The organism is Bacteroides sp. MSSM.1001136sp1_RTP21357st2_D2_RTP21359_211015, assembly GCF_040913205.1.
Classification (GTDB): domain Bacteria; phylum Bacteroidota; class Bacteroidia; order Bacteroidales; family Bacteroidaceae; genus Bacteroides; species Bacteroides ovatus.
In genome coordinates this window covers 41,808-66,141 of sequence record NZ_JBDFVF010000035.1, presented here as the reverse complement: position 1 = coordinate 66,141, position 24,334 = coordinate 41,808, and the positions used below count along the sequence as shown (strand labels likewise).

Sequence of the window (24,334 nt, the reverse complement as noted above, 5' to 3'; positions counted from 1 at the left end):
ACTTTATGTGATTCTCCTTTGTTTATTTGAATATGAGAAAAAGAATATTATTTATAGTTTTATTTGCTTGGTCAGGCATTCTGCATGCTTTTTCCCAACAGCAGGCCAACTATGAATTGGCAAATGAATTTCAGGCTTTCGGTTTAGGGGGTAATTTTACTGCTAATAGTCTAAATCTCTGGCCGAATGAAATTAATGGAACAGATAAGTTTTGGTTTGAATTTCATACGACTGTCGGGAAGGATTACTATTTTGTAGATCCTGAACGTCGGTTAAAAGAACCATTGTTTGATAAAGGGAAACTGGCATCGGGAATTGCACAGATTACTAGGGGTGTAGTGGACAGGAATAAACTGGAGTTGAGTGATATCAAATTTTCTGAAAACCTGGCTTCTTTTTCTTTTTCTTATAAAGGTAGGAACTATGAATATAATCGCCTGACACACCAGATTGTAGAGAAAAAGAAAGAAAAGAGTCGGTCATTATTTGATCGTTACTCATGGATGAAATATTCGCCAGACAGAAAATATCTTGTGTATGTGAAGAAACACAATCTGTATGTGAAAGGTAATGGGGAGATGGGAATGGATACGACGGAAGTGCAGTTGACCACTGATGGAGTTCGGTATTATTCTTATGCGCATGATGGAGGAACGGACGAAGAAGGAGAAGTCATGTCTGATATCTGTTGGTGCCCCGATTCAAGGCATCTTTATTTAGTACGCGAAGATGAACGTCTGCTTAGAGATTTTTGGGTGATAAATTCGTTGGATGACAGGCCTTCCCTGACTACTTATCGTTATGAATTCCTTGGTGATAAGAATGTAACCCAAAATGAACTGGTTATAGTTGACGTGATTGGGCGTACCGTAAAAAAAACAGACATAAGTAAGTGGCCGGATCAATACATAAATCCTTTGTGTGTGACAAAGGATAGTAAATACCTCTTTTTTGAACGTACGAAACGTACATGGGACGAAGTGGATTTGTGTTCTGTCAACCTCTCTACAATGGAGGTGAAAGAAATAATTCATGAAGTTGACAAACCGTATCGTGATCCGCATGCTCGTAGTGTCGCTATTTTGAATGATGGTAAAGATATTCTTTTTCGTTCGGAGCGTACGGGATGGGGGCATTACTATCATTATGATGGTAATGGAAAGTTGAAGAATGTGATGACTTCCGGTGAGTGGGTGGCAGGTCAGATAGCTTCTATTGATACTTTGGGGCGAACAGTATATCTATATGGATATGGCAGGGAAAAAGATATTGACCCATCTTATTACATGCTCTATAAAGTGCATATTGATAGGGAAGGAGTAACTCCATTAAGTACGGAAGACGGTCAGCATCAGGTTAAATTCCTGAAGTCTAATAGATACTATATTGACACTTATTCAAGAGTGGATATGGAACCTAAAATCATGTTGAAAGATAACAAGGGACAAGGGATTCTTGAATTGGCAAAGCCGGATATTGAATTAGCCTACAAAGCCGGATGGAAAAAACCGGAACGTTTTGTTGTGAAGGCTGCTGATAATATAACCGATTTACATGGAGTAATGTGGAAACCGGCAGACTTTGATTCTACTAAGGTATATCCGATTATTTCTGTGGTATATCCGGGGCCTTACTTTGGTCAAGTTCCTACTTCATTTACCTTAGAAGACAGATGTTGTACCCGTTTGGCGCAGTTAGGTTTTATCGTAATTGCTGTGTCTCACAGAGGAGATACTCCTATGCGTGGAAAGGCATACCATCGGTTTGGTTATGGTAATATGCGTGATTATCCATTAGCTGATGACAAATATGCTATTGAGCAGTTAGCTCGGAGGTATTCATTTATTAATGGTAAAAAAGTCGGTATCTACGGTCATTCCGGTGGAGGATTTATGGCTGCTGCAGCCATCTGTACTTATCCGGACTTTTATAAAGCTGCTGTCTCCTGTTCCGGAAATCATGATAACAATATCTATAATCGTGGGTGGGGAGAATGCTATAACGGTGTGAAGGAAGTGGAAAAAGTAGTAAAAGATAGTTTGGGTAATGAGACAAAAGAGTATGGATACAAGTTCAATGTGAAGCCGAATACGGAGATTGCCAAGAATTTGAAAGGACATTTAATGCTCGTCACCGGTGATATGGACAAGAACGTGAACCCTGCTCATACTTATCGCATGGCGCAGGCATTGATTGAAGCCGGCAAGGATTTTGATATGCTGGTGATTCCGGGTGCCGGCCATGGATATGGTTCTGCTGATAAGTATTTTGAGAAGAAGATGTACCGTTTCTTTGCCAAGCATTTGCTGGGTGATACTCGTGCAGACTATTGGGGAGATATTAACCGTAACAAATAAGACAATAGATAAGATTTTATGAAAAACTCTCTCTTTAGATATGTGTGCCTGGTGGTTGCATTGTTGATATGTAGCTTTGCCGATGCACAGCAGAAAGCGAATTATAAGTTAGCGGAAAAGTTCCGTCTGTTAGAACAGAATCCTATAATAAAGTATTCAACAGAAGTCAAGCCAACGTTTATTAATGGTACGGACTGTTTTTATTATTCGTTTACTACACGTGAAGGAAAGAAGTATTATTATGTAAATCCGAAGAAAAAGGAAAAACGTCTTCTGTTTGATACGGCTGAATTATTGAGTAAAATTGCAGTATATACCAAGAAAGCCTATTCTTCGGCAGATCCATATTTGTCTTTCACTTTCATGAAGGATAACGAAACGATTCGTATTGATTTTGACCGTGGACTTTATACGTACAATATTCATACGAAAGCACTGAAGCAGCTTAATGAGAAACCATCTTATGGAAATAGTGATCCGTATTGGATGAAGTATTCTCCAGATAGTCTTTATTTTCTTTATGCCAGCAAGGATAATTTGTATTTTGTTGGGAATCAAAAGAAAGGGCAAGATACCATTCCTGTACAACTGACAACGGACGGTGAGCCGAATTATACATTTAACCGTGAAGATGAGGGTAAGCTGGAAGGACGCTTCGGAGCCGAATCTACTCATTGGATTCCAGGTAGCCATCGTTTTTATGCTGTTCGTGAGGATAACAGGAAAGTGCGTGATTTATGGTTAATCAATTCGTTGTCTACTCCATATCCGACACTGAAAACTTATAAAGCCGAACTGGCAGGCGATAAACATGTCACCCAATATGAATTGTTGATTGGAGATGTCGATACCCGTGAAGTGAAGAAAATCGATATTAATCGCTGGCCTGATCAGTATATTGACATATTGTATATTTCAAAGGACGGGAAGCGTTTGTATTTCCAACGTTATAACCGTCCATGGAACCAGTCGGATATTTGCGAGGTAGACGTAGAAACCGGAAAAGTGCGCGTAGTGATTCATGAAGAAAACAAACCATATCTCGATTATCAGATGCGTAATGTTTCTTTCCTGAATGACGGGAAAGAAATCCTTTTCCGTTCCGAACGTAATGGCTGGGGACACTATTACCTGTATGACACAGCAACGGGAAACTTAAAGAACCAACTGACCGATGGAATATGGGTAGCTGGTCCGGTTACCAAGATTGATACTATCGGGCGTAAGATGTATTTCTATGGTTATGGTCGTGAGAAAGGCATTGACCCTTATTATTACATTCTTTATGAAGCTCAACTGGATCGTCCGAATGCTGTTCGTCTGTTAACTCCGGAGAATGCGTCACATGATGTCAGTATCTCTCCGTCTTACCGATATATGGTAGATTCTTATTCTACTGTTTCGCAGGAACCGGTGAATGTGGTTCGTAACCGGAATGGAAAGGTGATTATGACGTTGGAAAAGCCCGATTTGCAGCCTGTCTATGAGATGGGATGGAAAGCACCGGAACGCTTTAAGGTAAAAGCTGCCGATGGAGTGACCGATTTGTATGGCGTGATGTGGAAACCTGCCGACTTTGACTCGACAAAGGTTTATCCTATCATTTCGAATGTTTATCCGGGACCGTTCTTCGAATATGTGCCGACACGTTTCACGATTAATGATGTTTATAATACCCGTTTGGCTCAACTGGGGTTCATTGTAATCACTGTGGGGCACAGAGGTGGCACTCCGATGCGCGGAAAGGCTTATCATACCTATGGATACAACAATATGCGTGATTATCCGTTGACGGATGATAAATATGCTATTGAGCAACTGGCTGCCCGTTATCCGTTTATTGATGCCACCAAAGTCGGTATTTACGGCCATTCCGGTGGAGGGTTTATGTCGGCGGCTGCCATTTGTACTTATCCTGATTTCTATTCGGCTGCTGTTTCATCGGCAGGTAATCATGACAATCGTATTTATAATAAAGGCTTTGTTGAGATTCATTTCGGTGTAGATGAGAAGGTGAAAACGACTAAAGATAGTTTGGGAGTAGAAAGTACGATGTATGATTATAGTGTCCGTGTACGTCCGAATCAAGAGTTGGTAAAGAATTACAAGCACGGCTTGTTGCTGTTTACCGGTGCGATGGATAAAACTGTGAATCCTGCTAACACATTGCGTCTGGTGGATGCATTGATTAAGGCTGATAAGGATTTCGAAATGTTTGTATTGCCGAAATGTACACATGGATTCTTCGGTGAGTCTGAGGATTTCTTCGAGCATAAGATGTGGCGTCACTTTGCCCGCTTGTTATTGCATGACAACTCGGCTGATTCTGATGTCGATTTGAATAAGGATATGATTAAAGATGACAGGAGAAGATAAGATGAACCGGATATTTGTATATATAGGGATTATAGCAGGATTGTTGCTGGGGGGAAGCTTGTCTGTTGAGGCTCAAAAGAAACCGTTGGATATAGAAGCATGTACATCTTGGAAACGTATTGATGCACCGGATATTTCACCGACAGGCAGATGGGTGACTTACCGTATATCGTTGATGGAATATAATCCGGCTAGCAAGGAAGAAAAAAAACTGCATTTATTCGATTCCCGTACGCGGAAGGAAATATTGCTGAATGGCGATATAGAGCGTCTGGAGTTTTATAATAACGACCAGGGAGCTTTTTATCGGTTGGCAGACTCGGCAGGAGTAATGAAAACATTTTTGTTGTCATTGCCTTCGGGAGTAAAGACCGAATGGAAACATAAAGAGGCTTTTCGTCCTGTGGAAGGGACCCCTTACTCAATCTCTGTAACTAATGTGTCGAAAGATACGGTAAATCATGTTCCGGCTTTTAACAGGCTGGTGGTACGTCATCTGAAGACAGAAGTTGCTTTTCATATTGACAGTATCGGCTATCATACATTATATGACGGAGGACGTTCTATTCTTTTCATTCGTAAAAAGTCAGACAGGAACGAGCTATGCTATGGCCCTTTAGCTGGTCCATATAAGACTCTTTATCAGAGTTCTGTAAAGAGTGAACCCTCTTCTTATAGTTTTAATGAAAAAGAGATGATCGGGGAGTTTAGCGTAAATGATTCTTTGTGGTATGCTTTTTCATTAAAGAAGCCGGGTTGTAACTTGCTTTTTGACCGGAAAGAAATTGTTTTGCCTGATGGTATGTCTGTCGGACGTATTGACTTGTCTAAAAGCCATAATTTTTTGATACTTGAACTTCGGGACTCACAGCAGATTTCCCGTAGAAGGGAAGAATCGGAGAAGAAACCGGACAAGAGTTTTGAATTAGAGTTGTGGACGTGGAACGAAATGGAAGTTCCGACTTTACAAAGGGGCGGACGTTATAGGCAGGATAAGTCGGTGACGTATATTTATGATATTTTTTCTAAGAAGCTCACAGAAGTTGCTCCATTTACCGTAGATTTACTCTTACCATCGGGAGCAGAGAATTTGAACTATGTGCTTTACACAGATGAATCTCCTTATAAGATGCAGCGTGAGTGGTTGGATCGGTTGCCGTTCGATATATATTCAGTGAATGTGCATACAGGTGCAAAACGGTTGATCGGACGTAGTTATCGTACAGCTCCCAAATGGTCGGTAAATGGCAAGTGGGCAGTAATGTATGATCCGATTGCTCAAGTCTGGAATAAGTTTGATGGTGCTACCGGTAAGGTTGTTAATATATCTGATGCTATCGGTTATCCAATGTTCATGGAAAGTTATGATAAACCGGCTCCTGCTCCCGCTTATGGAATAGCAGGGTGGACGGCTGACGGGAATAATGTGTTTCTGTACGATGCATATGACTGGTGGAAGATTGATTTGACAGGAGAACGTCAGCCGGAGTGCCTGACTAAAGGATATGGTCGCAAGCATGGCAAATCTATTCGTAAAATGACGAGTAATATAGATAAGGATGTTTTTCAGAAAGACGAAAAAGTCATAGTTAGCCTTTGGGATAAAGACACGATGGATGAGGGTGTCTATCAGCTTGATATGAAAGGCCGTCTGAGAAAATTGATGGAGGGGAATTATGTATATACTATACATCGTTTTTCTGACAATCATGAGTATTGCGTTTGGAATCGTCAGAATGTATCGGAATTTAGGGATTTGTGGTGGAGTAAGTCCGATTTCTCCAATCCCGTTAAAGTGACGAATGCGAATCCTCAACAAGCAGATTATAAATGGGGTACAGTTAAACTGATAAAGTGGACTAATTATGAGAATAAGGAAAATAAGGGGTTGCTTTATCTTCCGGAAGATTATGATCCTCAAAAAGAATATCCGGCGTTGGTGCAGTTTTATGAAACTCATTCCGGTGAGTTGAATATTTATCATGCACCTTTGTTGAGTAGTGCGTTAGGGGATCCTATGTATTTTGCCAGCAATGGTTATATTGTGTTTATGCCGGATGTGCATTTCACGGTTGGGACTCCCGGTCAGAGTTGTTATGATGCTGTTGTGAGTGGAACGAAGTATCTGATAGAGCAGGGGATAGCACATCCCGGGAAAATAGGCTTACAGGGACATAGCTGGTCTGGCTATCAAACATCATATTTGGTGACAAAGACAGATCTTTTCACTTGTGCCAATATAGCGGCTCCAATTACGGATATGGTGACCGGATATTTGGGAATTCGTAATGGAAGCGGTCTGCCACGATATTTTATGTACGAGGAAACACAAAGTCGTATGGGAAAGACTTTATGGGAGGCAAAAGATAAGTATCTGGCAAGTTCAGCAATTTTGGAGGCTGATAAGATACATACACCTTTGTTGATATTACATAATGATGAGGATGAGGCTGTTGCATATGAACAAGGACGTGCTCTTTATTTGGCTATGCGTCGCTTACAACGTCCTGCATGGTTGTTGAATTACAAAGGTGAAGGACATTTCGTACTGGGAAGAGGTGCACAGAAAGACTGGACAATCCGGATGATGCAGTTCTTTGACTATTACCTGAAAGGAACAAAAGAACCACGTTGGATGAAGGAAGGTATTCATCTGCGAGAGCGTGGAATTGATCAGAAATACGATTTACTAAAAAAATAAATATTGATTTAAGATGAAAAAATTATTGATTACGGCTATGGCTCTGTCTTGTTTCGCTTTAAGCTACGGACAGAAGAAAGTAGAAAAACAGATTATCGGAAAATGGTGCAATCCTTATACATACAAGTCTACGGGTGAGTTGAAAGGATTTGAGTTCAAGAAAGGTGGTAAGTGTTCTACTATCAATATTCCGTCTTTAGATTTGAAAACGTGGAAAGTGGATAATGGTTATCTGATTGTGGAAGGATTCAGCAAGGAAGATGATGGAAAGGTTGAGGTGTACAAAACTCGTGAGCGTATCGGCTACCTGACATCGGATTCATTGCAGTTGATAGTGAACGAAGGAACTCCTCGTTTGGCTTTCCTGTACCTAAATACAAAATCAATTAAGGAACTGGTTACTCCTGAAGTGAAGTAACTCCAAACTATTAATAAATTGACTAAATCTCTCTCTTAATAATTTAGTGTTAATTAGCATAAGCTAATGGAGTGCCTCGGCGTAGTGATTACGCCGGGGTTTCTTTTTTATGAAAGGCGAATTGAAAAGCAGTGTACGAATTGAAAGCAATGAGCGCTTATCGCAACATCCCCAATGCCTTATTCTCAGCTGCTTCCATAACTTCCCGTTCTCCGGGACCTTTATCGTTGATGCCGCACAAATGAAGAATTCCGTGGATAATCACACGATGTAGTTCGTCTTCGTATGAAGCACCAAACTGTTCCGCATTGGTGCGTATCGTATCCAGGCTGATGAATAAGTCACCTGATAGACGATCGCCTTCACAATAATCGAAAGTAATAATGTCCGTGTAGTAGTCATGTTGCAGATACTGACGGTTTACCTCCAGAATTTTTTCGTCCGAGCAGAAGATATAAGCGATTTCACCGAGTCTTTTCCCGTAAGAAGCAGCTACGGTCTTTATCCATTCCGTAGTCTCACGTTTCTTGATATCAGGCATTTTTACGCCTTCTGTTTGATAAGTTACAGCCATAATTGAATGTTATGATTTAAAAGAAAAATAAATAACTGATTAAGATAGCGGCTATGATACCCGAGAAGTCTGCTATCAGACCGCAAGTCACTGCATTACGAGTCTTGGTTATACCCACACTGCCGAAGTAAACGGCCAGAATGTAGAATGTGGTATCTGAAGCTCCGCGTACTACGCAACTCATACGCCCTACAAATGAATCCGGTCCCAGTTCTTTCATCGTATCGATCATCAAGCCGTTGGCACCGCTACCGCTAAGCGATTTCATCAATGCAGTAGGCAGTGCCCCTACAAAGCTCGTGTCAACTCCGCATGAGCCTACTATGTAGCCAATGCCTCCCACTAGAAAATCCATAGCTCCCGAAGTGCGGAACACGGCGATTCCTACAAGGAAAGCAACCAGATAAGGTATGATACGTACAGCTGTCGTAAATCCTTCTTTAGCTCCCTCTACAAACGAATCGTATACATTGATTTTTTTCCTGACTCCCGTCAGAATAAACAGGATAATGACACTGAATAGCAGAATATTCGCTATCAATGTAGAATAAGTACCCATATCCTCTCGTGAAACGCTTAGGAACAGATAAATCAAACCGGAAAAGAAAAGGCAGATAACGCCCATTAAAATGAGAATAGGCTTATTGATTAAGTTTATCTTTTGAGCGATGCTGACTGCTATGACTCCTACTAAAGTTGAAATGAAAGTACTTAGCAGGATAGGGATAAATACATCTGTAGGCTGTGCAGCCCCCATTTGTGCACGATATACCATGATACTGATCGGAATGATGATAAGGCCGGATGTATTAATCACCAAAAACATAATCATCGGATTGGAAGCAGTGTCCTTTTTCGGATTCAGATCCTGTAGCTCTTTCATAGCTTTCAACCCCAGCGGGGTGGCGGCATTGTCGAGACCAAGCATATTGGCGGACATATTCATGAAGATGGAGCCTAACACCGGATGCCCTTTAGGAATGTCTGGAAACAGACGGCAAAGCACCGGACTAAGAAAGCGGGCCAGTGCATTAATCAATCCGCTGTTCTCGCCGATTTTCATGATACTTAACCAAAGGGCCAGTACACCCGTAAGTCCCAGCGATATCTCGAAAGCTGTCTTTGAAGAGTCGAATGTAGCGTTCATGATAGCCGTAAATATCTCCGTATCTCCCAAAACAATCACTTTTATAAGAGCGATGATAAAGGCAATGACGAAGAATCCTATCCAAATGTAATTTAGAACCATAGTTGATAACGTGTATATAGATAGTGCAAAAGTAGTTATTACGTTTCAAATAAACTAAATCTTCGTCTTTCTTATACTGAAAATGAATGTAAATCTCTATCTTTGTCTCCTACTTTCAAGAAATAAATGGAACAGGAAGATTTTAACATACGCGAACATCAGCTTACTTCAAAAGAACGGGATTTCGAGAATGCACTCCGTCCGTTAAGCTTTGAAGACTTTAGCGGGCAGGACAAGGTGGTGGAAAACCTTCGCATTTTTGTGAAGGCGGCACGTCTGCGTGGCGAAGCACTCGACCATGTGCTGTTGCACGGCCCTCCCGGATTAGGAAAAACAACTCTTTCGAATATTATCGCTAACGAATTAGGAGTTGGCTTTAAAGTAACTTCCGGTCCGGTACTTGATAAACCGGGTGACCTGGCAGGTGTATTGACCAGCCTCGAACCGAACGACGTGCTTTTTATTGATGAAATTCATCGGCTGTCGCCTGTGGTGGAGGAATATCTTTATTCGGCGATGGAAGATTACCGCATCGATATTATGATCGATAAGGGACCTTCGGCACGCAGCATCCAGATAGATTTGAATCCTTTCACGCTGGTTGGTGCAACCACACGTAGCGGTCTGCTGACGGCCCCGCTTCGTGCACGTTTCGGTATTAATCTTCATTTGGAGTACTATGATGATGATATTTTGAGCAATATCATTCGTCGTTCTGCGTCCATACTGGATGTGCCTTGTTCGGTACGTGCAGCATCGGAGATCGCTTCCCGTAGCCGCGGAACGCCCCGTATTGCCAATGCCTTGCTTCGTCGGGTACGTGATTTTGCGCAGGTGAAAGGCTCCGGTTCTATCGATACGGAGATCGCCCAGTTTGCATTGGAAGCACTGAATATTGATAAGTACGGCCTGGATGAGATAGACAACAAGATACTTTGCACCATTATAGACAAATTTAAAGGTGGTCCGGTAGGTATCACTACCATTGCCACGGCTTTGGGAGAAGATGCGGGAACCATTGAGGAAGTTTACGAACCTTTCCTGATAAAAGAAGGATTTATGAAGCGTACTCCCCGTGGACGTGAGGTGACCGAACTTGCCTATAAACATTTGGGAAGAAGTCTTTATAACAGTCAGAAAACGCTGTTTAATGACTAACATAAAGCGTCATGTGACAAGTGGTATTAACGGTATAAAAGAACTTTATAAAGCATAGTTGGATGATGAAGCAATGGACTACTTTACTTGTTTTTCTCTTTTTGAGCTTGTCTTTATCGGCTCAACAGGAATATGGGAGGGATATTTTTGTCTCTTCTAAAGGAGACTCTTTACCTTATCGGATGATTCATCCCGAATCGGTAAAGCCAGGTGAAAAGTATCCGCTCGTACTGTTTCTGCATGGAGCCGGCGAACGGGGAAATGATAATGAGAAACAGTTGACTCATGGTGGACAGATGTTTCTTAATCCGGTCAATCAAGAGAAGTATCCCGCTTTCGTTCTAATTCCACAGTGTCCGACAGACGGTTACTGGGCTTATACAGGACGTCCGAAGTCGCTTATCCCTACAGAAATGCCAGTGGGACAAGAGATCAGTCCTATATTGCAAACGCTTAAACAGTTGCTCGACTCTTATCTGGTAATGCCCGAAGTGGACACACAACGGGTTTATATTATCGGTCTTTCAATGGGAGCGATGGGAACGTATGATTTAGTCGTGCGTTATCCGGAGATTTTTGCAGCTGCAGTTCCTATTTGCGGTACAGTCAATCCAAGTCGGCTATCGGTTGCCAAGGATGTGAAATTTCGTATCTTTCACGGAGATGCGGACGATGTAGTTCCGGTGAAAGGTTCTCGCGAAGCGTATAAAGCACTGAAAGCTGCCGGTGCAGATGTGGAATATATTGAATTCCCCGGTTGCAATCATGGGAGCTGGAATCCGGCTTTCAATTATCCCGGATTTATGGATTGGTTGTTCAAACAAAAGAAGAAACGTTGAACCAATCTAAATGATAATTACTAATAAAACATGGCTGGACTAAAATCATTAGCTAAAGATACGGCAATTTATGGGTTGAGTAGTATTGTCGGACGGTTCCTTAACTACATGCTGGTGCCTTTGTACACAGCGGTATTGCCAGCTTCCACCGGAGGTTATGGAGTTGTTTCAAACGTATATGCGTTTACAGCCCTGATGCTTGTACTGCTTACGTTCGGTATGGAAACGGGATTCTTCCGTTTTGCCAACAAATCGGGAGAAGACCCGATGAAAGTATATGCCAACTCCTTGTTATCGGTAGGAGGGGTATCTTTGATTTTTGTTTTCCTTTGCTTGTTATTCCTGCAACCTATTTCCAATTTACTGGATTATGGCGATCATCCGGAGTTTATAGCGATGATGGCTGTTGTGGTAGCTTTAGACTCTTTCCAATGCATTCCTTTTGCCTATTTACGGTATAAAAAGCGGCCTATTAAGTTTGCTGCTATTAAACTGCTCTCTATCGTTGGTGGCATCGGTTTGAATTTATTTTTCCTATTGGTGTGCCCGTGGCTGAATGTACATTGTCCGTCAACGATCTCCTGGTTTTATGATCCGGATTATTTAGTGGGATATATCTTTATTAGCAACCTGATTATTTCGGTTGTCCAGATGTTCTTCTTTATTCCGGAACTGACAGGTTTTGCTTATAAGTTGGACAAGGTATTGCTGAAACGAATGGTCGTATATTCTTTCCCGGTATTAATCTTAGGTTTGGTAGGTATTCTAAATCAGACTGTGGATAAGATGATCTATCCGTTTCTTTTTGAAGACCGGCAGGAAGGGTTGGTGCAATTGGGTATCTATGCAGCAACCAGTAAGATTGCGATGGTGATGGCAATGTTTACGCAAGCTTTCCGTTATGCTTACGAACCGTTTGTCTTTGGCAAAGACCGAGAAGGAGACAACCGGAAGATGTATGCCGCTGCGATGAAGTATTTTCTTATATTTTCCTTGCTGGCTTTCCTTGCTGTCATGTTCTACCTCGACTTGCTGCGTTATCTGGTGGCAAGGGGTTACTGGGAAGGCCTGGGGGTAGTAGCTATTGTAATGCTTGCAGAGATCTGTAAAGGGATCTATTTCAACCTTTCCTTTTGGTATAAACTGACGGATAAGACCTATTGGGGAGCCTACTTCTCGGTGATTGGTTGTGTTATTATTGTCGTATTGAACATCCTGTTTGTGCCGGTTTACGGTTATCTTGCTTCGGCATGGGCTTCTGTTGCGGGCTATGCAGTCATCTTATTGCTATCCTACTGGATAGGACAGAAAGAATACCCGATTCATTATGACTTGAAGAGCCTCGGACTTTATGTTCTGCTGGCAGCGGTACTTTACATTATTGGAGAGCAGGTTCCTATTCCTAATATAGTGCTCCGTCTCGCTTTCCGTACTGTACTCTTATTGCTATTTATAGCCTATATTATCAAAAAGGATTTACCATTGAGTCAGATTCCTGTTATTAATCGATTTATAAAGAAGAAATAACTATGAAGACAGATGAACGTAATAAGTTTGCTATCAAGTCCTTTCTGGGAGAATATCTGGACTTGAGAAAAGATAAGGATAACGAACTGGCCACAGTGGATTCTATCCGTAAGGGGGTAGAGTTCAAAGGTGCCAATTTATGGATCCTGATTTTTGCCATCTTTATGGCATCACTCGGATTGAATGTAAACTCTACCGCCGTAATCATCGGTGCCATGTTGATTTCTCCGTTGATGGGACCTATTATGGGGGTGGGACTGTCTGTCGGACTGAATGACTTTGAATTAATGAAACGCTCTTTGAAGAGCTTTCTCATAACGACCGCTTTCAGTGTGACTACGGCAACAATCTTTTTCCTTCTTGCTCCTATTGCCGGTTCACAGTCAGAGTTGCTGGCACGTACATCGCCCACTATTTATGATGTATTCATCGCTCTTTTTGGTGGTTTGGCAGGTGTCGTGGCTCTCTCTACCAAGGAAAAAGGGAATGTGATTCCGGGTGTTGCCATTGCTACTGCATTGATGCCGCCGCTTTGTACGGCAGGTTACGGGCTGGCTTCCGGTAATCTCATTTATTTCCTGGGTGCTTTTTATCTTTACTTTATCAACTCTGTTTTTATCAGTCTGGCTACTTTCCTCGGTGTTCGTGTGATGCATTTCCAACGGAAAGAGTTTGTGGATAAAACCCGTGAGAAGACCGTACGTAAATACATCGTTCTGATTGTAGTGCTTACCATGTGCCCTGCAGTTTATCTGACATTTGGAATTATAAAGAGCACTTTCTATGAAGCAGCAGCCAATCGTTTTATAAACGATCAGTTGAGCTTTGAGAATACGCAGGTACTTGATAAGAAAATTAGCTATGACCATAAAGAAGTACGGGTTGTTTTGATTGGTCCTGAAGTGCCTGACGCTTCGATATCTATTGCTCGTAGCAAGTTGAAAGAGTATAAGCTGGAAGATACGAAACTGATTGTATTACAGGGGATGAACAATGAGGCGGTAGATGTATCTTCTATCCGTGCCATGGTCATGGAAGACTTCTATAAAAACAGTGAGCAACGGCTTCAACAACAGGCGGTGAAAATTTCCCAACTGGAGACAACACTGGAGCAATACAGAACGTACGATGCTATGAGTCGTACATTAGTACCCGAATTGAAGGTACTTTATCCTTCCATCACAACTCTTTCCATCGCTCACTCGCTCGAAGTGCGGGTCGATTCGATGAAGACGGATACGGTAACATTGGCTGTCCTTAAATTCGCCAGACATCCGTCTGTTGCTGAAAAAGAGAAAATCAGCGAATGGCTGAAAGCCCGCGTAGGAACGAAGAAGTTGAGGCTGATTACAGAATAATGAATCTAAAAATAATAATATGAAGTTCAGACTAACCGTCTTGATAGTCTTTTCTCTCTGTCTGTCGAATGTATTTGCCGATGAGGGAATGTGGTTGTTGGGAAATCTCCGAAAGAATAAACAGACTGACCGGGTAATGAAAGAACTTGGTTTGCAGATGCCTGTGAATAAAATATATGATCCGAAGAAACCATGTCTGGCAGATGCTGTTGTCAGTTTTGGAGGCTTCTGTTCAGGAGTGGTGGTTTCTGAAGACGGTCTGGTGTTTACTAATCATCATTGTGGCTTTAGCAGTATTCAGCAACATTCTTCAGTGGAACATGATTATCTGAAAGATGGCTTCTTTGCACGTAGTCTTGAGGAAGAACTGCCGAATCCGGAATTGTATGTTCGTTTCCTGCTTCGTACGGAAGATGTTACTAAACGCGTATTGTCTGCCGCCCGGCATGCTAAAACGGAAACAGAACGCCGTGTGGCTGTTGATTCGATTATGAATGTAATCAGTATGGAAGTCTCCGAAAAGGATTCTACATTGACTGGTATTGTAGATGCTTATTATGCAGGGAATGAATTCTGGCTATCTGTTTATCGTGATTATAATGATGTCCGCCTGGTTTTTGCACCTCCTTCTTCTGTCGGGAAGTTCGGATGGGATACGGATAATTGGATGTGGCCGCGTCATACGGGCGATTTCAGCGTATTTCGTATCTATGCTAATACCAAGAATGGTCCGGCGGATTATTCTCCTGAAAACGTCCCTTATCATCCCGAATATGTAGCACCCATTTCTTTGGATGGATACAAAGAAGGTTCTTTCTGCATGACGCTTGGCTATCCGGGCAGTACGGAACGTTACCTTTCCTCGTATGGTATCGAAGAGATGATGAATGGAATCAATCAGGCAATGATTGATGTACGGGGAGTGAAACAAACCATCTGGAAACGGGAGATGGACCGTCGTCCGGATATTCGCATTAAGTATGCTTCAAAATACGATGAAAGCTCCAATTATTGGAAGAATAGCATCGGAACGAATAAAGCCATCAAGCATTTGAAAGTGTTGGAAAAGAAGCGGGTGGCTGAAGCAGAGCTTCGTAACTGGATTCAGTCTCATCCGGAAGAGAGAGAGAAACTGATTCGTTTATTTTCTTCTTTAGAGTTGAGTTATAGTAATCGCCGTGAAACCAATCGTGCGTTGGCTTATTTCGGTGAATCGTTTATAAATGGTCCCGAGTTAGTGCAGCTCGCTCTTGAAATTCTCAATTTCGACTTTGAGGCGGAAGAGAAGTTGGTGATAACCCGCATGAAAAAGTTACTGGAGAAGTATGATAATCTCGATCTTTCCATTGATAAGGAGGTTTTTGCTGCCATGCTCAAAGAGTATCAGTCGAAAGTGGATAAAAAGTTTCTGCCTGCTATGTATGAGAAGATAGATACGCTCTACAACGGGAATATTCAGACCTATGTAGACTCTTTGTATGCAACTTCCAATATAACGTCTCCTAAAGGCTTAAAACGCTTTCTGGAGCGAGATACTACTTATAATCTCATAGAGGATCCGGCTGTTTCCTTAAGTCTGGATTTGATTGTGAAGTATTATGAGATGAATCAAAGCATTTCCGAGGCTTCCGAGCAGATAGAGGAGGGGGAGCGTTTGTTCAATGCAGCCATGCGCCGGATGTATGCTGATCGTAATTTTTATCCGGATGCCAACTCTACCATGCGGCTTAGTTTCGGAACGGTTGGAGGATATACTCCTTTTGATGGAGCCACTTATGATTACTACACAACCGTGAAAGGCATTTTTGAGAAAGTGAAGGAACATGCGGGTGATATTGACTTTGCCGTTCAGCCGGAGTTGTTGAGTTTGCTTTCTTCCGGTGATTTCGGAAGATATGCCAATGCGCAGGGAGATATGAATGTTTGTTTTATCTCCAACAATGACATTACAGGCGGTAATTCCGGCAGTGCCATGTTTAATGCCAAAGGAGAATTACTAGGCTTGGCTTTTGATGGCAACTGGGAAGCAATGAGCAGTGATATCGTATTCGAACCAGATTTGCAGCGTTGCATCGGGGTAGATGTGCGGTATATGCTCTTTATCATAGAGAAATACGGTAAGGCAGCCCATCTTATTCAGGAATTAAAAATGGGTCGATGAAGTAAATATTCCGATGAAACCGCATTTTTTATCGTTTTAATATAATAACGATTACGGCAGCGATAATCAGTGCAATACCTACACCAATGCTTGTGGTGAAGGCTTCCCCGAAAAGAAAGATACCTACACATACAGCAGTTACCGGCTCCATAGCTCCCAACACAGAGGCGAGTGTGGAGCCGATGCTTTTTACGGCTCTTACTAGAGCAAGATTAGAAACTACGGTAGGGATTAAAGCTAATAGAATCAAGTTGCCGGCAGTATGCCATTTGCTGATGGGTTGAAGCTGGCTGATGGTTTCCGTTCCGATAAAAAGGAGAATACCTCCGAAAAGGAATACGTAGAAAGTAAGCAGTAGCCCCTTCATCTGTCCAATTTTTAGTTGGCTCATTGTGACGAGATAAAGCGCATATCCGAGTGCCGACAGAAGAACAATGAAAAGTCCCAGGAAAGAAAAGCTTCCCGTTTTTGTATCTCCGTCGGATAAGAAATAAACTCCTGCCACTGCGGATGCAATGGCAGCGATCCGCCAGCCGGACTTCTTTTCTTTAAAGAAGAGCATCATGATTAACGTGGTAAGCACCGGATACATGAAATGAATAGTGGTGGCAACTCCGCTAGCCATAAACTTATATCCCCAGAACAGGAATACGGCAGACATTAAATAAAGAAGCGCAAGAAGAAACAGGGAAGGAATGTCCTGCCTCTTGATGCGAAATGATTGACCATTCACCAATAAGATTCCGCCTAACGCCAGACAGGCAAACAGGAAACGATAGAAAAGTATAGATTCAAATTGCATCCCTGCTTGCATGGCAGGAATGGTAAATAGAGGGATAAGTCCAAAAGAAGCCGATGAAAGCAGCCCATATAGTAAACCATTAACTTTATTCATAGTCAAGTATATATTCGGGCCGCAAAGATATAGCTTTTTTGAGGCAAGTAGATAAAGCGTCCATACAATATTTTTCGTAAATTAGCACGCGATGTAAATATGGCATCCGATTGAAAGAAAATACAAACTAATTTTTGGATAAAATGAAACGATTGACACTATTACCGGGATTACTATTTTTAATGCTGCAAGCAGCATTTTCACAAGAGTCAGGCAGCTGTAAACCAGTGAATCTGGTTTGTGATTATTTGGTGAATCCCTTGGGAATAGATAATCCTGCTCCCCGGTTATCATGGATGCTGAATGATGCTCGAAAAGGAGCACGGCAAACAGCCTGTCAAGTCATCGTAGACAAAGACTCTCTTGAATTGATTGCAGGGAAAGGAACTATCTGGGATTCGGGCAAAAAGGACTCCGAACAGATTCTGATTACCTATTCCGGACAGGAACTTCGTCCTTTTACCAAGTATTATTGGAGAGTGAATGTATGGGATAAGGATGGAGTGAAATCTTCTTCGGCTATTAATAGTTTCGAAACGGGCATGATGGGGATGGAACACTGGCAAGGGGCTTGGATTAGCGATAACAAAGATATTAATTACCGTCCTGCTCCCTATTTCCGGAAAGTGTTTGATGCACGAAAGAAGATATGGTCGGCAAGGGCATATATTGCCGTAGCAGGTTTGTATGAACTGTATATCAATGGTGAGAAGATTGGAAACCACCGGCTGGACCCGTTATATACCCGGTTTGACAGGCGTAATTTCTACGTTACTTATGATATTACTTCCCAAATACAGAAAGGGAAAAATGCGATTGGTGTGTTGCTGGGCAATGGATGGTATAATCATCAGTCAATGGCCGTGTGGGACTTTCATCGTGCACCTTGGCGTAACCGTCCTGCTTTCTGTATGGATGTGCGGATTACTTATGAGGATGGTTCTGTTGAAGTCGTTTCTACGGAGCGGGACTGGAAAACTTCATCCGGCGCATTGATCTTTAATAGCATTTATACAGCCGAGCATTACGACGCCCGTTTGGAACAGAAAGGCTGGAATACCGTGAACTTTGACGATTCTAAATGGAATGGAGTAGGATATAGGGCTGTTCCTTCACAGAATGTGGTGTCACAACAAGTGCAGCCGATTCGTGCAGTAGAAACGATCCCCGTAAAAACCTGGAAGAAACTTAATGACACAACGTATGTATTCGATTTTGCCCGCAATATGGCAGGAGTCACCCGCATTAAAGTGTCCGGGGAAGAGGGAACTGTAGTGAGACTGAAACATGGTGAGCGGTTGTATGACAACGGACGAGTGAATACGTCAAATATTGATGTGTATCACCGCCCGGTAGACAACTCTGATCCTTTTCAAACGGACATCCTCGTTTTGAGTGGAAAGGGAGAGGATGAATTTATGGCACGATTCAATTATAAAGGTTTCAGATACGTGGAAGTAACAAGCACTAACCCCCTTGTATTGAATGAGAATAGTCTGACTGCCTACTTTGTGCATAGTGATGTTCCGCAGAAAGGGACGATTCATACTTCGAACGCACTTATCAACCGTCTTTGGTGGGCAACAAATAATGCCTATTTGTCCAACTTGATGGGGTATCCTACCGACTGCCCCCAGCGTGAAAAGAACGGATGGACAGGCGACGGTCATTTTGCTATTGAAACGGCATTATACAATTATGACGGTATCACTGTTTATGAGAAATGGCTTGCCGACCATAGAGACGAGCAACAGCCCAATGGTGTACTTCCCGATATAATTCCTACAGGAGGCTGGGGATATGGCACGGATAATGGACTGGATTGGACAAGCACTATCGCTATTATTCCATGGAACATTTATATGTTTTATGGCGATCATAAACTGTTGGCAGATTGTTATGAAAATATAAGGCGGTATGTAGACTATGTGGATCGCACCAGTCCGACCGGATTGACCTCATGGGGGAAGAGGAGACTGGGTGCCTGTTAAATCACATTCTTCCAAGGAACTGACCTCTTCTGTCTATTTCTATGTGGACACCAAAATACTTGCCAATGCCGCAAAGATGTTTAATAAAACGGAAGACTATAAATATTATTCTGCTCTTGCCAATAAGATAAAGAACGTGATTAATGACAAGTTTCTGAATAGAGAAACGGGCATTTATGGTAGCGGCGTTCAGACGGAACAGAGCGTTCCTTTGCAATGGGGCATTGTTCCCGAAGAGTTGAAGAGAAAAGTAGCCCGGAATCTGGCAAAACAGGTGGAAGCAGCCGGCTTTCATTTGGATGTAGGTGTGTTGGGAGCAAAAGCTATATTGAATGCGTTAAGTGAGAACGGTGAAGCCGAAACGGCTTATAAATTAGCTGCACAAGACACTTATCCATCATGGGGTTGCTGGATTGCCAATGGTGCTACCACATTACTGGAGAACTGGGATTTGAATGCCACACGTGACATATCAGACAATCACATGATGTTCGGAGAAATTGGAGGGTGGTTTTATAAAGGATTGGGTGGAATCTTCCCTGACCCCGAAAATCCCGGATTCAAACATATTCTCCTTCGGCCTAATTTCCCCAGTGGATTAAATGAGCTCGAAGCCAGATATCAATCACCTTATGGGGAAATCTGCTCTAAATGGGAACGTAAAAAGAACCGTATTGTCTATCATGTAACTGTTCCGGCAAATAGCACTGCTACCTTTTATGCACCCGACAATGTGAAAGGAGAGCGTGCAGTAAATTTGGAAGCAGGAAAACATATCTTGGAATTACCTATAAAGAGAGCTGTTTATTGAATGTCTTTCGATTGGTAATCCCGGTTGCTGTTTACCCAGATGTAAAAAACAGCTTCTACACCATTGAAACGGATGAATATATCTCTCCCCTTCCATGAATCGGGCAGAGTGAAATCCCTCCGATAGCTACCTACCGGATTGGGCATGGAAGCGAAAGTGTAATCTGCCGGACGAGGCTGGATGACATTGGGCCACTGCACTCCTTTGCTATAATCTCAGAATGGATAGATCACGTTACAATAGAGAGGTTTGTCCCAATTTCGTGCTTTTGTATAGCTGCTTTATAACTAATAGATGGAGTGTTTTGAAATAAGAACTTGACAAACGACTTTTTATTTTGTATCTTTGTGATCAGAAAAGAAACTTATTGATTGGAAATTATGTGTATGAATAGTATAATATTAGAACAGAGTTGCCGACGATTTACCTCTCTTTAGAAGAAGAGGAAATTTATTATATACTAAAGGTTGCAGACTTTTGATGAGTTTGCAACCTTTTTTGTTGTATAAAATTGAATTGTTTGCAGTAGATATACTTCTTATCGTTTTTAATAAATAGGAATACCGTTTATTAAAAACGATAAGAAAGTTTATTAGAAACACAAAAGTAGATTCTGTATGAACAGTTGTCTTTTTTCAATAAGATAGAATAGGGATAATGTTGTTCCTTCTCATTAGAATGTCAAGATGGTAATTAGTTGTAACATAAAGATCTCTGACTAATAATGTACAAATCTACGGATTATGCTTGCTTCATATTTATTTCTTCTTAGGTTTTCTGCGAGCCCATCCTTCTTCACTGAAATCCGGCTCTTTATCTTTAAAAAACTCTTGCCAGTCATCTTTTTTTTTCGGACCGCGAGCATCAGAGTATCCTCGATCAGCACGGCTAGGCTTATCTTTTTTTGTTGACTTTGAGTCTTTTGCAGAAGCATCTTTCGGTTTTCTATCCTTATTCTCATAGCGCGGTGCACGTTCGTCGCTTTTGCCGCCGAATCGTTTATTTCCCTTGCGCTCATTTGAACCGTTTCCACGTCCTTTTCCGCTTTCTTCACCGGCGCCGGCAATCTCAACAACTACCTTGCGTCCGTTCCATTTAGCCCTATTCAGCGCCTTGATTACATTTGTCGCTTCCTTTTCCGGTACCTCAAAGAAAGAATAGTTCTGCATTAGGTCAATGCGTCCCAACTCGATACGTCCCCGTGTGTTGCTGTTCAATAAGCCGATAAGGTCGCTGGGGAAGAAACTGTCTGTTTTACCCAAATTGATAAACAGGCGGTTAAAGCCCGGTGCAGCTTGGCGGCTTCTTTTTTCGAAACCACCTTCTTTGCGGTCACCCCGTCCGGTACGTTCTCCTCTGATGTCAGTCGGTACTTCTATTTCTGCACGGTTGCGATAATACTCGGCGAAACGGTTGAATTCGTGAGAAACCATTCGTTTAATCAGGTCCTCTTTGCTCAACCATTCCAGTTTACGGTAGATTTCCGGCATAAAGTCAGCAATCTCTTCCTCGTTTACTTTTACTTTTTCGAGATCATCAATAACCTTAATCAGCTGCTTCTGACAGATTCCTGCTGCTGTTGGCATTTCTCCGACAATGAATTTTTTGCTGATAATCCGTTCGATATCTCTCATCTTTCCTTTTTCACGAAGATTGATGATGGCTATGGAAGTTCCTGTCTTTCCGGCACGTCCTGTACGTCCGCTGCGATGTGTATAACTCTCTGTATCGTCTGGTAATCCGTAATTGATAACATGTGTCAGATCGTCTACATCAAGTCCGCGGGCAGCCACGTCAGTTGCCACGAGCAGTTGCAAATTGCGGATGCGGAATTTCTGCATAACAGCATCCCGTTGTGCTTGAGAAAGTTCACCATGCAAAGAATCGGCATTGTAGCCTTCTTGCATTAATTTGTCGGCAATTTCTTGAGTTTCTTTACGGGTACGGCAGAAAATAATACCGTATATTTGTGGGTAGTAATCGACGATACGCTTTAAAGCTTCGTATTTGTCCTTAGCCTGTACGGTATAAACAACGTGTTTAACGTTGTTGGTGCTTTCATTCTTGCGGCCAATAGTGATTTCTTTCGCATTGCGTAGGTAATTTTTGGAAATGCGTGCGATTTCCGGACTCATTGTTGCGGAAAACAATAGGGTGTTGCGCTCCTGCGGTACATCAGCCAGAATGGCGTTGATGCTTTCTGTGAATCCCATATTAAGCATTTCGTCGGCTTCATCCATTACCACATTGTGGATGGTAGATAGAGATACGGTTTTGCGCTCCATCAGGTCCAGCAGGCGTCCGGGGGTAGCTACAATGATGTGTACCCCTCGTTTGAGGCTGCGTATCTGGCTGTCAATGGAAGAACCACCATATACAGGTAATACTTTTAGTCCGTCAATGTATTTGGAATAGTCATTCAAATCTCCTGCTATCTGGAGACAAAGCTCGCGGGTAGGGCAGAGGATAAGCGATTGTGGAATTCTGTTTTTTACGTCAATCTGTTGGAGCAAGGGCAAACCGAATGCGGCTGTTTTACCTGTTCCTGTCTGTGCAAGAGCTACTACATCATTATTTTCTCCTAAAAGGTACGGAATCACTTCTTCTTGTACCGGCATGGGATTCTCGTATCCCATTTCTTCAATTGCTCTACGTATCTCCGGAGAAACGCCAAGCTCTTCAAATGTCTTCATTAAATCTCTGTATATCTTTTATTTCGGCTGCAAAGATAGTTAATTTAGTTGATAATGAATGATTGATAGTAGATAATTATTATAGACGCCACCCTATTTTATCACTTATCAACTATTAATTATCAGTTAATAAGATGCTGCGTAACTGTTCAATTTCTTCTGCAGAAAGTCCGATTCCCTTTTTCAGATAGGTCTGTACGCTCCCGTATTCAGCCTCAATCTGTTCTTTGGCAGCGTTCAGGAAATCTTCTTTTGCAGAGTAGATGGTTGTAATGGCTTCTTGCGAATTGACCGATAACTTATATGCATATTGAGAAGCTTTGGGAATATTAAAATAGTCATTACTCAAACGATAGTCTTCCATAATGACGTCTTCGTTGACTCCAAGAGCGGCAAGCAATAAGGCGGAAACGACCCCTGTACGCCCTTTCCCGGATGTACAATGAATCACAACCGGATAATGAGTACGGTCGAGAAGGACGGTGAACAGCTTTTTGAATTCCTTTTGGTAGTTTATAACTAATTCCCGATTCATTTGTTCTACCAAACGATAAATAGTGTCACTTTTTATCTTCTCTTCCTGAATTCCTTGCAGAATTTCTTCCATGTTCCCTGTGAGAATAGGGATATGTATGATATTAAATTCATCATCATGCAATTGCGGGTAGTTGTGGCGTTCATTTTCAGAACGTAAGTCTATGATTGTCCGTATCCCCATATTCTTAAGTTCCTGGCGTGAGCAGGGAGGAATGCTGTCTATTTGTGCGGAACGGTATATCATTCCCCAGCGAAGAGATTTGCCAGTACCGGCAGATTCATATCCTCCTAAATCACGGAAATTCTGTATGCCGGGGATATTAATGTTGCGGGTAGCCACTTTGATTCGGTATTTGTTATTAAATACCATCAAGTAGTAATAGCGTTGGGACGGATCATTGGTTACGATGGTCATTTTACCACTGGAAATGTTGGTTATTGCAATGGGAGAATTTTCCGGAATAGTTTCAGGAGAAGTGGAAGTGTATACTTTTACCTGCCCTTTTAATATTGGTGCTGTTTCCCATTTGATAATACAGTTTCCTACGTTGTTTTCTTCACATACCACAGATATAGCAGGTGATGTGCCGGAACATGATGGGAGCACTAATAAAACAGTAAGCCAGCTTAACAGGTTTTTATACATAGTTTCTTTGCCTTGAATCGTATACTGCAAAGATAAGAATTAC

General features: G+C 42.1%; 15 protein-coding genes and 1 pseudogene. 10 read left to right on the top strand and 6 right to left on the bottom strand.

What is annotated here, in order from left to right:
• The first annotated feature begins 32 nt into the window (after positions 1-32).
• The 4 genes from AB5217_RS19870 to AB5217_RS19855 are packed head-to-tail and all read left to right on the top strand — an operon-like array spanning position 33 to position 7,852.
• Positions 33-2,357: a S9 family peptidase gene (locus AB5217_RS19870; RefSeq protein ID WP_368112802.1), complete on the top strand. Its 2,325-nt coding sequence runs from the start codon at positions 33-35 to the stop codon at positions 2,355-2,357.
• 18 nt (positions 2,358-2,375) lie between these two features.
• Complete coding sequence (locus AB5217_RS19865; RefSeq protein ID WP_032846999.1) at positions 2,376-4,733, top strand: S9 family peptidase; 2,358 nt, start codon at positions 2,376-2,378, stop codon at positions 4,731-4,733.
• A complete protein-coding gene (locus AB5217_RS19860) occupies positions 4,717-7,434 on the top strand; it encodes a prolyl oligopeptidase family serine peptidase (protein ID WP_004298032.1) in 2,718 nt (905 codons plus the stop codon). Before AB5217_RS19865 ends, AB5217_RS19860 begins: the two co-directional genes overlap by 17 nt.
• A gap of 13 nt (positions 7,435-7,447) precedes the next feature.
• On the top strand, positions 7,448-7,852 hold the full coding sequence (locus AB5217_RS19855; protein ID WP_022199975.1) for a lipocalin family protein: 405 nt from the start codon (positions 7,448-7,450) through the stop codon (positions 7,850-7,852).
• A gap of 157 nt (positions 7,853-8,009) precedes the next feature.
• Here AB5217_RS19855 and ybeY read toward each other — a convergent pair whose 3' ends face one another.
• Entirely contained in the window at positions 8,010-8,426 is a 417-nt protein-coding gene (ybeY, locus tag AB5217_RS19850; protein ID WP_004298035.1) for an rRNA maturation RNase YbeY, read from the bottom strand.
• 16 nt (positions 8,427-8,442) lie between these two features.
• Positions 8,443-9,675: a nucleoside recognition domain-containing protein gene (locus tag AB5217_RS19845; RefSeq protein WP_032846997.1), complete on the bottom strand. Its 1,233-nt coding sequence runs from the start codon at positions 9,673-9,675 to the stop codon at positions 8,443-8,445.
• A gap of 126 nt (positions 9,676-9,801) precedes the next feature.
• Between AB5217_RS19845 and ruvB the strand changes: the two genes are divergently transcribed.
• The 5 genes from ruvB to AB5217_RS19820 all read left to right on the top strand — a co-directional run bounded on the left by ruvB (position 9,802) and on the right by AB5217_RS19820 (position 16,718).
• Complete coding sequence (ruvB, locus tag AB5217_RS19840; RefSeq protein WP_004298040.1) at positions 9,802-10,833, top strand: Holliday junction branch migration DNA helicase RuvB; 1,032 nt, start codon at positions 9,802-9,804, stop codon at positions 10,831-10,833.
• Positions 10,834-10,895: 62 nt separating this feature from the next.
• The gene (locus AB5217_RS19835) at positions 10,896-11,672 is read left to right on the top strand and encodes a dienelactone hydrolase family protein (RefSeq protein WP_004298042.1); all 777 of its coding nucleotides are present in this window, start codon (positions 10,896-10,898) and stop codon (positions 11,670-11,672) included.
• A gap of 30 nt (positions 11,673-11,702) precedes the next feature.
• A complete protein-coding gene (locus AB5217_RS19830; protein WP_117512371.1) occupies positions 11,703-13,199 on the top strand; it encodes a polysaccharide biosynthesis C-terminal domain-containing protein in 1,497 nt (498 codons plus the stop codon).
• 2 nt (positions 13,200-13,201) lie between these two features.
• A complete protein-coding gene (locus AB5217_RS19825; RefSeq protein ID WP_004298044.1) occupies positions 13,202-14,557 on the top strand; it encodes a TIGR00341 family protein in 1,356 nt (451 codons plus the stop codon).
• A gap of 19 nt (positions 14,558-14,576) precedes the next feature.
• On the top strand, positions 14,577-16,718 hold the full coding sequence (locus AB5217_RS19820) for a S46 family peptidase (RefSeq protein WP_004298045.1): 2,142 nt from the start codon (positions 14,577-14,579) through the stop codon (positions 16,716-16,718).
• A 28-nt stretch (positions 16,719-16,746) separates the two neighbouring features.
• Here AB5217_RS19820 and AB5217_RS19815 read toward each other — a convergent pair whose 3' ends face one another.
• Complete coding sequence (locus AB5217_RS19815) at positions 16,747-17,613, bottom strand: DMT family transporter (RefSeq protein WP_195647483.1); 867 nt, start codon at positions 17,611-17,613, stop codon at positions 16,747-16,749.
• Between the two features lie 143 nt (positions 17,614-17,756).
• On the opposite strand from AB5217_RS19815, the pseudogene AB5217_RS19810 reads away from it, so the two are divergent.
• Positions 17,757-20,415 (top strand): annotated as a pseudogene (locus tag AB5217_RS19810) (glycoside hydrolase family 78 protein).
• Here the strand turns inward: AB5217_RS19810 and AB5217_RS19805 are convergent.
• The 3 genes from AB5217_RS19805 to AB5217_RS19795 form a co-directional block, all read right to left on the bottom strand.
• Positions 20,409-20,615 (bottom strand): sugar-binding domain-containing protein, encoded by a 207-nt coding sequence (locus AB5217_RS19805; protein ID WP_032846991.1) that lies wholly within the window; start codon positions 20,613-20,615, stop codon positions 20,409-20,411. The pseudogene AB5217_RS19810 and the gene AB5217_RS19805 sit on opposite strands and share 7 nt — an antisense overlap.
• Positions 20,616-21,173: 558 nt before the next feature.
• Entirely contained in the window at positions 21,174-23,108 is a 1,935-nt protein-coding gene (locus AB5217_RS19800; RefSeq protein ID WP_004298052.1) for a DEAD/DEAH box helicase, read from the bottom strand.
• Between the two features lie 115 nt (positions 23,109-23,223).
• Positions 23,224-24,291: a tyrosine-protein phosphatase gene (locus tag AB5217_RS19795; RefSeq protein ID WP_004322548.1), complete on the bottom strand. Its 1,068-nt coding sequence runs from the start codon at positions 24,289-24,291 to the stop codon at positions 23,224-23,226.
• Between the last annotated feature and the right edge of the window lie 43 nt (positions 24,292-24,334).